The organism is Paenibacillus sp. 01L418, from assembly GCF_056400045.1.
Genome location: NZ_JBFTSN010000210.1, coordinates 1 through 10,991, shown reverse-complemented (window position 1 = coordinate 10,991; position 10,991 = coordinate 1). Strand labels below are relative to the sequence as shown.

The 10,991-nt window shown below is 41.8% G+C and carries 10 protein-coding genes and 10 tRNA genes; all 20 read left to right on the top strand.

What is annotated here, in order from left to right; genetic code table 11:
- Positions 1–90 precede the first annotated feature (90 nt).
- Positions 91–166 (top strand) — tRNA-Phe (locus tag AC1DSE_RS21515).
- Positions 167–197: 31 nt separating this feature from the next.
- Positions 198–273, top strand: a tRNA-Thr gene (locus AC1DSE_RS21510).
- Positions 274–276: 3 nt separating this feature from the next.
- A tRNA-Tyr gene (locus AC1DSE_RS21505) sits at positions 277–361 on the top strand.
- Positions 362–372: 11 nt separating this feature from the next.
- Positions 373–446: transfer RNA gene (locus tag AC1DSE_RS21500), tRNA-Trp, on the top strand.
- An 18-nt stretch (positions 447–464) separates the two neighbouring features.
- Positions 465–540: transfer RNA gene (locus AC1DSE_RS21495), tRNA-His, on the top strand.
- A 31-nt stretch (positions 541–571) separates the two neighbouring features.
- Positions 572–646: transfer RNA gene (locus AC1DSE_RS21490), tRNA-Gln, on the top strand.
- A 7-nt stretch (positions 647–653) separates the two neighbouring features.
- Positions 654–728 (top strand) — tRNA-Gly (locus tag AC1DSE_RS21485).
- 7 nt (positions 729–735) lie between these two features.
- Positions 736–809: transfer RNA gene (locus tag AC1DSE_RS21480), tRNA-Cys, on the top strand.
- 24 nt (positions 810–833) lie between these two features.
- Positions 834–910 (top strand) — tRNA-Arg (locus AC1DSE_RS21475).
- Between the two features lie 13 nt (positions 911–923).
- A tRNA-Leu gene (locus AC1DSE_RS21470) sits at positions 924–1,005 on the top strand.
- A gap of 158 nt (positions 1,006–1,163) precedes the next feature.
- Positions 1,164–2,120: an ABC transporter ATP-binding protein gene (locus tag AC1DSE_RS21465; protein WP_083682591.1), complete on the top strand. Its 957-nt coding sequence runs from the start codon at positions 1,164–1,166 to the stop codon at positions 2,118–2,120.
- A complete protein-coding gene (locus AC1DSE_RS21460; protein ID WP_477511600.1) occupies positions 2,113–2,868 on the top strand; it encodes an ABC transporter permease in 756 nt (251 codons plus the stop codon). The genes AC1DSE_RS21465 and AC1DSE_RS21460 overlap by 8 nt, the downstream gene beginning before the upstream one ends.
- Before the next feature lie 45 nt (positions 2,869–2,913).
- Positions 2,914–3,294: a GntR family transcriptional regulator gene (locus AC1DSE_RS21455; protein WP_076270974.1), complete on the top strand. Its 381-nt coding sequence runs from the start codon at positions 2,914–2,916 to the stop codon at positions 3,292–3,294.
- Positions 3,295–3,301: 7 nt separating this feature from the next.
- Entirely contained in the window at positions 3,302–4,000 is a 699-nt protein-coding gene (locus AC1DSE_RS21450) for an ABC transporter ATP-binding protein (protein ID WP_477511599.1), read from the top strand.
- The gene (locus tag AC1DSE_RS21445) at positions 3,997–4,752 is read left to right on the top strand and encodes a hypothetical protein (protein WP_477511598.1); all 756 of its coding nucleotides are present in this window, start codon (positions 3,997–3,999) and stop codon (positions 4,750–4,752) included. The genes AC1DSE_RS21450 and AC1DSE_RS21445 overlap by 4 nt, the downstream gene beginning before the upstream one ends.
- 165 nt (positions 4,753–4,917) lie before the next feature.
- Positions 4,918–6,669 (top strand): sensor histidine kinase, encoded by a 1,752-nt coding sequence (locus AC1DSE_RS21440; protein WP_477511597.1) that lies wholly within the window; start codon positions 4,918–4,920, stop codon positions 6,667–6,669.
- A complete protein-coding gene (locus AC1DSE_RS21435; protein WP_477511596.1) occupies positions 6,662–8,275 on the top strand; it encodes a helix-turn-helix domain-containing protein in 1,614 nt (537 codons plus the stop codon). The genes AC1DSE_RS21440 and AC1DSE_RS21435 overlap by 8 nt, the downstream gene beginning before the upstream one ends.
- 174 nt (positions 8,276–8,449) lie before the next feature.
- Positions 8,450–9,373, top strand: a complete 924-nt coding sequence (locus AC1DSE_RS21430) for an ABC transporter permease (protein ID WP_076271054.1) — start codon at positions 8,450–8,452, stop codon at positions 9,371–9,373.
- A 50-nt stretch (positions 9,374–9,423) separates the two neighbouring features.
- Entirely contained in the window at positions 9,424–10,362 is a 939-nt protein-coding gene (locus AC1DSE_RS21425) for a carbohydrate ABC transporter permease (RefSeq protein ID WP_076270979.1), read from the top strand.
- 86 nt (positions 10,363–10,448) lie between these two features.
- Positions 10,449–10,991 (top strand): extracellular solute-binding protein (locus AC1DSE_RS21420; protein WP_477528159.1); only part of this gene is annotated, 543 nt, incomplete at its 3' end.

Below are 10,991 nucleotides of genomic sequence, written 5' to 3'. Positions count from 1 at the left end.
GCTGTGGTGTAGTGGCCCAACATGCCTGCCTGTCACGCAGGAGACCGCGGGTTCGAATCCCGTCAGCTCCGCCACTTAAAAACAACATCAGGCTCGGTAGCTCAGTCGGTAGAGCAGAGGACTGAAAATCCTCGTGTCGGCGGTTCGATTCCGTCCCGAGCCACCATTGATGCAGTACAAGCAACACAAGTGAATATGCCGTTGTAGCTCAACTGGTAGAGCAACTGACTTGTAATCAGTAGGTTGGGGGTTCAAGTCCTCTCGACGGCACCACATGGAGGATTAGTGAAGTGGCTAAACACGGCAGACTGTAAATCTGCTCTCTCTGAGTTCGGTGGTTCGAATCCATCATCCTCCACCATTTTTTACCTTAGGGGCATAGTTTAAAGGTAGAACAAAGGTCTCCAAAACCTTTGGTGTGGGTTCAATTCCTGCTGCCCCTGCCAAAAAAACATTTGAATATGGCGGTCGTGGCGAAGTGGTTAACGCATCGGTTTGTGGATCCGACACTCGGGGGTTCAATTCCCCTCGATCGCCCCATTAATTCAAAAATTAGCATCACGTATTTTGTTGGGGATTAGCCAAGCGGTAAGGCAACGGACTTTGACTCCGTCATTCTCAGGTTCGATCCCTGAATCCCCAGCCATTTATATGCGGAAGTGGCTCAGCGGTAGAGCATCGCCTTGCCAAGGCGAGGGTCGCGGGTTCGATTCCCGTCTTCCGCTCCATTTATTTGGCGCCATAGCCAAGTGGTAAGGCAGAGCTCTGCAAAAGCTCTACCCCCAGTTCGAGTCTGGGTGGCGCCTCCACAGATTTCTCTTTGCAACAAATATGTGCCCTTAGCTCAGCTGGATAGAGCGTTTGACTACGAATCAAAAGGCCAGGAGTTCGAATCTCTTAGGGCACGCCATCTTTACTGAAATGCCGATGTGGCGGAATGGCAGACGCGCGCGACTCAAAATCGTGAGGGAAACCGTGGAGGTTCGAGTCCTCTCATCGGCACCAACTTTTCTAACACAAACTCTTAAGATCATTATGATCTTAAGAGTTTTTTTGTGTTTTAGTTTTATAATAGGTAAAATCGACCTGAAAATTTCCCCTTTACATCTGTTTAGACCTAGTGTACTATTTAACTAGAACACTAAGACGATGGAGGTAAGGAAATGATGAAATCATCTTCTGAAATAAAGGGAACAATCCCCGTACTTTCTTTAAAAAATGTAACCAAACGTATTGGAGGCAAAGCAATCGTAGATCGAATGTCATTTGATATTCACAAGGGAGAAATCGTAGGGTTGCTTGGGCCAAATGGTGCAGGCAAAACAACGACAATCCGAATGATTGTTGGTTTGATTCAAATGTCCGAGGGTGATGTGCTTATTCAAGGAAAAAGCATACGTAATGATTTTACAGGAGCCATTAGGCATATCGGAGCTATTATAGAAAATCCCGAGTTTTATCCATATATGACAGGGTATGATAATCTAAAGCAATATCAGAGAATGTCATCAGGCATTACGGAAGAACGGATAAAAGCAGTTACGGAGCTGGTAGGTTTAGAGGCAGCAATGAACAAGAAAGTAAAAGCATACTCTCTTGGAATGAGGCAGCGTCTAGGCATTGCACAAGCACTATTAGACAATCCATCGTTGTTAATACTGGATGAACCAACTAATGGCTTAGATCCAGCAGGCATTCGTGAAATGAGACAATATTTGCAAAGAATAGCAGTCCAAGAAGGGATATCGATTCTTGTATCGAGTCATCTGCTCTCTGAAATGGAGCTCATGTGCAGCCGAGTCGTTGTTATTCAAGAAGGTAAATATGTGACTCATCGTTCACTAAGCGATAAGGAAGAGCAATCCAAGCAACTATCCGTTGTTGTTCGTGTAGATGATATTGAGCGAGCAAGCCAGATTTCTACAAGTATAGATGGGGTTGAGGTTATTCAGCTTTTAAAAGATAGCAGCGAGCTTGTATTAGCTCTTCAGAATGAACTTATTCCTCAGGTTGTAAGCAAGCTAGGGGAAGACAATATTAAAATTTATCGAATTACTGAAACGAAGATATCACTGGAAGACGAGTTTTTGAAATGGACTGGGGGTAGTCGCATTGCTTAATTTTAACGGACTAGTATTAAACGAATGGTTGAAAATGTCAAAGAAACGCAGCTTCTTCATTGCATACGCAGTAATGCTCCTTACGATTGTAGGTTTCACCTATTTAATATGGAAAATGTCTGGCGATCAATATCCAACTATGCTAGAATTTGCTGGATCGATCATGGCAACAAATGGAGTCGGACAGATCGTAACGATTATAGCCATTATTTTCACAGCTGGTATTGTCGCAAAGGAACATCAATTAGGAACAGTTAAGTTTTTGCTCATACGAGCTCATGGTAGAAGCAAAATTTTAGCATCAAAATATACAGCAGTTATATTGTTTGTTTGTTCCCTCATCATTTTCACAATAGCTGCTGCTCTTGCGGCAGGAGGAATCGCATTTGGATTTGAAGCGACAGGGGAAGTATCCTGGTTGGATGTTGCGAAATCAATGTTATTTCAAACGGTTTATACAACCATCTATGTAACTTTAACGTTTATGTTCGGCATTTTAACAAGATCATCTGGAGCGACAATAGGAATAGGCATGACTGCTGTCTTATTGGAAGGCTTAATGAAAATGTTATTATCAAGCTACGATTTCTCCAAATATCTACTATTTATGAATACAGATCTATCGTTGTTTACAGGTAATGAATCGTCATCTGGCGGAATGTTATTCCCGAGTGTTGTGTGTGCAGCATATGTGTGTTTGTTTTTGGTCATTAGCTTTGTTACGTTTAAAAAACGGGATATTGCCTAACATGCAACGTTTTCGAGTGGGCAGTTGAGGGGAGAAGGACATATTGTGAGCATAGAATTTGATAATAATTTGCCAATCTACTTGCAGATCATGAATTATATTAAGAAAGAAATTGTCATTGGCAAGTTGAAGGCTGGGGATAAAATACCAGCGGTACGAGAACTTGCATTAGAGCTACAAATCAACCCGAATACGATACAACGAACCTTTCAGGAGCTTGAGCGAGAACAAATCGTCGAAACGAAGCGCGGGCTTGGCCGATATGTCACTAGTGAGGAGTCGAAAATAATGGATATCAAAAAAGAAATGGCAGGAGATTTGCTAGGTCGCTTTATTCAAGGGATGCAGGAGCTGGGCTTTGCAAATAACGATATCATAACGATCGTTTCACAAGCCGTAAAAGAAGAAGATAAAGAAAAGGAGTGATAGGACTGTGGAAAGCATTTTGAAGCTGACTGAGGTATCAAAGTCATTCGCCGGCAAAAAGGCGTTAGACCAAGTATCACTCACGTTGGCGCCTGGCAAGATTGTTGGTCTGTTAGGAAGCAATGGCAGTGGCAAAAGCACATTGATGAAAATAGCTGCAGGACTCATTCATCCAGGTTCAGGCACGGTAACGATTAACGGGCAACTTGTAAGCAACGAGACAAAAGCAATTACATCTTTTATGCCGGATCAACCGCTCACAGAGAGTTGGATGCGCGTAGAGGACGCAATAGATTTTTATAAGGATTTTTATGCCGATTTTGATCATAAGAAAGCAGATGAAATGCTTGCTTTCATGAATTTGAATAAACGCGATCGGGTAAGCGCGTTATCTAAAGGGATGAATGAACGTCTTCAGCTTACACTCGTATTATCACGAAATGCGAGGCTGTATTTGCTTGATGAGCCAATCGGAGGCGTAGATCCAGTAGCAAGAACGAAAATTTTGGATGCGATTGTTAACTACTATAACGAAGAAAGCAGCTTAATCATTTCAACCCATCTTGTACGCGATATTGAGCGGATCTTCGATGAAGTTGTTTTCATACGCGAGGGTAAGATTGTATTGCAGGATGAGGTAGAAAATATACGACTGACTCACGGTAAAAGCGTTGATGAAATGTTTAAGGCGGTGTTTGGGGAATGATTAAGCTGTTGAAATACGATTGGAAGCGAAGCAACGATGGTATCCTCAGCACGCTTGCAATCTTTATCATACTAGAAGCAGCGTTCAGTATTACGGGATTGACGCGCAACTGGGATGAAGGTCTTATTACTGCGTTTAGTATTTTCGGCTATGTAATGGTCTTTATCTTGTTGTTCATCCATTGCTGTCGGACGTTTGAACGAAACATTAAATCCTACAGCCGGCGCTTACTGCCGCTGCACCCAATCAATGGAATAGGTGCTGCTATCCTTCTAGGCTGGATCATCATGCTGCTCGTTTTGATTATAGCAGCTATTCATATCGCGATCTTCATTGCTTTTTCGGATATGGATATTCAATATTTTAAAGAACATGTTTCTTTAGAGAACGGCGCTTTATTCGGAATGGTAATAAGCTATATTTGGATGTACACCTCCTTTATGCTCTCGATTCTATGTTCCATTACAGTGGCACGCAGCTTCCGAGTGAAGCATTCTACATGGATCGGGATTGTCTTTTTCTTTGGAGTACAAAGCATTGCTTCTTGGTTAACGTATCAGTTATTTGACCAAAGAGAAGGTATGATGGGTATAGTTTCAGTCAATGTACCTCAATCGAATAGCGGATCAGTAACCTTTGGTTCATCATTTAATGTGGATTTTTTATTCGGACCATTTTTACTGGATTTAGCGTTTACTTTAGGTTACTTGTTTCTAATGATTTATTTGTTAAAAAAGAAAGTCGAGATTTAAAAAAGAATGACGTTGGCGCATGTGGGGTGAAAATCCTATATGCGCTTTTTTATGTTTTAAATAGATTTGAAAAAAGGGTAGGCATATCGATTTTAAGTGATTTCAAGAAAACGCTTTAAATGGTAATATGATTATGATTCAATCGATATTAGGGGGAAGCGGAGCGTGAGGTTCGGTAAATCGATTAGAACTCGTCTTATTATTGGGTTTATGGCAGTTATGCTGCCGGTAGTTATTTATATGCTCATTAACAACAGTTACTCACGTGAGATCGTTCGAGAGAAAGTATCTGAGACCTATCGAAACACACTCGATATTTACGTGGGACAAACGGATCAAAATCTATTGCAGATTAATGATTATCTTTATAAAATGTCAGTGCTTGATACCGACGTAGGTTTGCTAATGTCCTTCCCTATGGATAGTGACGGTTATACGTTAACGAAAATTAGAATTGATGGGAAGCTAAATCGCGACGTTGGTGTCTATAATCTGATTGATGCTGTATTTCTATATCACGATAAAGATATTATTTTTGGAACAAAAAGCGTATATAACGATACAAAAAAAATAATAAAGACGCATATGGATTCAATGACAAAGGAAGAAAATCTGCTTATGAATGATCAACATTTATGGGAGGTCAGAGCAGATGAGCGGTTGCCAGGGAAGTTTTTTTTGATTAATTTCATTAAGGTGTCAGATGATTTATACGTCGGCGCAATCATTAAAGTACAGGATATAAACAGAATGTTATCGATTCAATGGAGTGACGGAGATATCGGCCATAACGGCATTTATTTACGCGCTGGCGATCAACTTGTTCAGTCATTGACGGAAAACTTAGCGCCGCTGGAACTCAGCTATAAAATATCGAAGAAACCGTATGAATCGCTAACTGATCGAAATACAGGCGAAACCTATCTTGTTATGAATAGAATGAGCGAAATGGTGGATATCGCTTATCGAGTCGTTATACCAGAGCGGACGCTGCTGCGTAATTTATTATTTTTTAGAAATGCGACGTTGTTTGCTCCAATTGGGTTTCTAGCTATTTTGCTTATTTATTTGTTCTTTATGAGGAATATGCTGTTTAAGCCGCTGCATGAGCTTATTCTAGGAATGAAGAAAATCTCTTTAGGAATGCTGGATGTTAGATTGAAGAAAAACAAATCGCTTGAATTTGAGTTTCTAGGAAACACCTTCAACATCATGGCTGAACAAATTAAAACCTTGAAAATTGATGTTTACGAGGAGCAGCTCCGCGTAAAACAAGGAGAGCTTAAGCAGCTCCAAGCGCAAATTAATCCGCATTTTTATATGAACAGCTTAAATATTATTTATAATTTAGCAGCATTAGGCGATACGGAATCGGTGAAAAAGATGTCGCTGCATCTCGCTGATTATTTCCGATTTATTATGAAAGCCAATCGGGACACGATTACACTTAAGGAAGAACTAATGCATATCGAAAACTATATGACGATTCAAAAGATTAGGTTCCCTGAGAAGCTGCAATGTACCTATGAGGGAATCGATGACATTTTGCATTATCCAATTGCTGCATTAACCATTCAGCCTTTTGTAGAAAACTCCATCATTCATGGGTTCAAAAACAGGCGGCAGCTTTTCCAAATCAAAATATGTGCGGAAATGGACTCCGAGCATGGATTTACGTTATCGATCAGCGACAATGGTACGGGCTTTAGTCCTGAGGTGCTGGAGAAGCTGCAAAACAAAGAACCGCTGCAGGAAGGGGAATCGAGCAGCTTAGGCATCATGAATGTTATTCATAGACTACAGCTGCTGTATGGCGAGCGGACATCAATTACTTTCCGCAATCAAGCGGAGGGCACTGGAGCAATTGTCGTTATCGTATTTCCTAAGCTTACTGAGGGAGTGAAAGCAGTTGTATAACTTATTGGTTGTAGATGATGAGGAGATAGCAATTCGAGGCATCGTGAATGGCATAGACTGGTCAACGCTGCCGATTGCGAGTATTTATACGGCTATAGATGCGGAAGAGGCCCAGGCGTTGCTGACTGCGCATACGATTCACATTATGATATCGGATATTGATATGCCAAATCAAAGCGGAATCGAATTGCTAGAGTGGGCGAATGAGCATTCCCCTTCCAGCGTAACAATCTTTTTGACCGGTCATGCGGATTTTAAATATGCGCAGCAGGCGGTTCAGCTTGACTGCTTCGATTACTTGCTCAAGCCGATTGATCATAACGCTCTAAAAGCATGTGTGAATGAGGCGCTGGAAAAAGCTCGTGATTTGGAGCAACTGGCAAAAATTCGCGGGACTTACAACTTATTTTATGAGCAATGGAGCAAGCAGCAGCCTATATTAATTGAGCGGTTCTGGCAAGATATCATTCACTATCGTTTATCAGCGGCATCGCAGCAGCTCAATTTCTCATTGCAAACCTATGGTTTACCGCTTGAATCGGACAGTTTGATTCGCGTCGTGCTTATCAGCATCGAGCAGTGGCGGGAGGAATGGTCGGCCCGTGATGAGGAGATCATGACATATGGTATTAAGAATGCAGCTGAAGAGATCGTGCTTCAAGGTGAATCTGGCCATATTGTTCAAGATGGCAGCGGGATTTTATATGCAATATTTTATAGTGGAGTGTTCGATGACAAGCAAGGCAATAATGATCTGCATGCCAGATGCAAAACATTTATTGATCAATGTAAAACGATGCTGAATTGCTCGTTATCCTGTTATATAAGTGAAGCAGCGGAAGTGAAGCAGCTCCGTACTACAATACAAACGCTGCTTACCTTAGAGAGAAGCAACGTCAGCAATACTTGTGCGATTATAATGGAGCGTGATCATACACAGAAGCAAGGACTGAATACACTTCAGCAAGCCCCCTTCGCTGACTGGGCACTATTGCTGGAGTCCGGCAAGCAGACGGAGTTGTCCTTGCGAATAGATGAATGCTTCGACCAGATGTTAGAGCTGAAAGTTGATTATACCCATATGGCATCGTTTTATTATGGATATATGAATATGGTGTTCCAATGGTTGAATAAAAAGTCGGTACAAATGACGGACGTGTTTGTACATAGAGAATGGGAGGTAGGCGAGAACATTCTCAAATCATTGCCGCGCATGCGAACATGGACACAGCAATTGAGCCAGCAGATAACGGACTATGCCAACCAAAACGGCAAGGACGTGTCACAAGTTGTGGAGAAGGTTCAGCGCTACATGGAAGAGCATATGGGAGAGGAATTCAGTCGTGAGCAAGCGGCAGAGTCTGTTTATTTGAATCCAGCTTATTTATCTCGTTTGTTCCGAAGGGAAACGGGTTACTCTTTAACGGATTATTTGGTTCGAATGCGTATAGCTAAGGCGAGAATCGAGCTTGAAAAAACAAATAACCGAATAAGTGATATTGCCATAAACGTGGGATATAGTAATTTCTCGCACTTTTCTAAGCTGTTTAAGAAAACGACAGGGCTTACACCGCAAGAGTATCGTAAAAACTTTCAGGATGTATGATTGAAAAGTCACTGTACCGTTAATATGGTCACGGCGCCGACAGATGTCGGCGTCTTTTTTTTATACAATTATACCTAGATGAAACACAAGAGTTTTAGAAAGAGGAGGGGGAAGGCGTTGGCGAAACATACGTCGGAAGCGATAACAACAGCTGCCTATATTCCGAAGAGTTCAATGAAAAAAATGTCTCAACTCCGTATTTTTCGCAAGTATTGGATGTTCTACCTAATGATGCTGCCAGCCATCGTATTGCTGCTGCTGAACAATTACATTCCGATGTTCGGAATCATAATTGCGTTCAAAAACATTAATTACGCGGATGGAATATTTGGAAGCGCCTGGAGCGGGTTAAGAAATTTTGAGTATTTGTTCAAAACGTCAGACGCTTGGATCATTACAAGGAATACGCTGCTGTACAACTCAGGTTTTATCGTATTGAACTTGGTATTCCCGCTCTCTTTTGCAATCATGCTTAATGAAATCAGAAGCCGTTTTCTCGCTAAGCTTCATCAAACGATTATGTTCCTGCCCTACTTTTTATCGATGGTCGTCATTAGTTATTTGGTCTATGGCTTCTTGAGCGATCAGCATGGGTATTTGAACACTTCGCTGCTGCCGGCGCTTGGACTTGAACAGGTTCAATGGTATTTCACTCAGGAAGTATGGCCTTACATTTTGCCAATCGTTAACACCTGGAAAAGCATGGGGTACTTTACCGTCATTTATATGGCAGCCATCATTGGCATAGATGATGAGTATTACGAAGCCGCAACCATAGACGGAGCAAGCAAGTGGAAGCAAATGACGAGTATTACGATCCCGCTCATCATGCCGATCATTACGATTATGACGCTGCTCCAGATCGGAAAAATATTTAACGCGGATTTCGGTTTGTTTTTCCAAGTGCCAAGAGAATCGGGTGTGTTGTTCCCGGTAACGAATGTTATCGACACCTATGTTTATCGCACATTCCTAACGGTTGGTGATATTGGCTTATCCTCAGCGGCAGGGTTGCTGCAATCCGTAATCGGCTTCGCATTAGTATTTTTCTCGAATTGGGTGGTCCGCCGAATTAATAAAGATAATGCGTTATTTTAGAGTCGTGCAATCGAAGTATATTTACGAAAATTTTGTTTGGAGGTGATCCTATGGAAGCAGCTGAGATTGAGAAAATACCTTCCGGATCTAATATCAAAAACCAATTATCACTTCCGGCTTCTCTAGGCATCAATATATTTTTTATAGTGTATTCGTTGCTTTGTATCGTACCGCTCATTTTAATTATTATGGTTTCGATCTCCGATGAAAGTACAGTTGTCAGGGAAGGGTATCAATTTATTCCATCAAAGTTTGATTTGGCAGCGTACCAGTTCCTATTTAAGGATGCGACCCAAATTTTTCGATCCTATGGTATCTCTATCTTTGTAACGATTGTCGGAACTTCACTTAGCTTAATGATCATGGCGCTGTACGCTTATCCAATATCCAGATCAGACTTTCCTCATGCCAAGTTTTTTACCTTCTTCGTATTTTTTACGATGCTTTTCTCAGGGGGCTTAGTTCCTTGGTATCTCGTATATGTTCAAATGCTCGATTTGAAGGATACGATAATGGCTCTTATTGTACCGCTTTTAGTTGCTGCGTTTTTTGTTCTAATCATTCGAACGTTTTTCCAAACGACCATTCCTGTTGCCATTCTGGAGTCTGCAAAAATTGATGGAGCGGGAGAGCTGACGATCTTTTTCAAAATTGTTTTGCCGTTATCGCTTCCGGTACTTGCCACAGTAGCACTCTTCCAGACGTTAACGTATTGGAATGATTGGTTCCTCAGCCTTGTGTTCATAACGAAGGAATCGAACATAACTGTTCAATACCTCATGTATAAGACGATGCTGAACATTCAGTTTTTAGCTAATAACAGTACGGCGGCGGCGGCTATTATTGCGGCTGGAGGCACCTTTAAGTTTCCGAGCGAGACGGTTCGTATGGCAATGGTTGTTGTTGGAATCGGTCCTATCATTTTTGCATATCCGTTCTTTCAAAAATATTTTGTAAAAGGGCTGACTGTCGGCGCTGTAAAAGGTTGAATTCATGGCTATCAGCAATCATACGGCTGTAATCGGCAACGCCGATTTAGCATATAATCCAAATTTTTGAGGGAGGTCCACCCGCTATGAAGCAAGTTAAACAAAAAACATCGATGCTTCTTCTCATGCTGATGTCCATCGTACTGATTGTATCCGCATGTTCAGGAAACAACGGGAAAAACAACGCAGAGCCAACAAAAGCGCCAGCTGCCGAAACAGATAAACCAGTCACTAAGGATGAAGAGCCGCCAGCATCAGATTTGAAGCCATATCAGATTTCTCTCGTATATCCTGGCACACCGCAAACGGATGAGAAAAAAGTAGAAGAAGCACTCAACAAGCTGCTTACTGAAAAAATCAACGCAACGATTGATCTCAGGCCAATTGATTGGGGTGCATGGGATGATAAAATCAATTTGATGGTTGCTTCGAGGGAAGAAGTGGACATTGTGTTCACGGCGCAGTGGAATGGTCATGCTAAATATGTTGCCAAAGGCGCATTTCTGGATCTAGGTGACCTGATTGATAAATACGGTCAAGGCATTAAAGATTCATTAGACCCTGCGTTTCTGGAGGGGGCAAAAATTAGCGGCAAAAACTACGGTGTTCCAACGAACAAGGAACTCGCG

Coding starts and splice junctions, on each gene's coding strand:
- AC1DSE_RS21465 (WP_083682591.1), top strand. CDS start 1,164: ATGATGAAATCATCTTCTGAAATAAAGGGAACAATCCCCGTACTTTCT.
- AC1DSE_RS21445 (WP_477511598.1), top strand. CDS start 3,997: ATGATTAAGCTGTTGAAATACGATTGGAAGCGAAGCAACGATGGTATC.
- AC1DSE_RS21430 (WP_076271054.1), top strand. CDS start 8,450: ATGAAAAAAATGTCTCAACTCCGTATTTTTCGCAAGTATTGGATGTTC.
- AC1DSE_RS21425 (WP_076270979.1), top strand. CDS start 9,424: ATGGAAGCAGCTGAGATTGAGAAAATACCTTCCGGATCTAATATCAAA.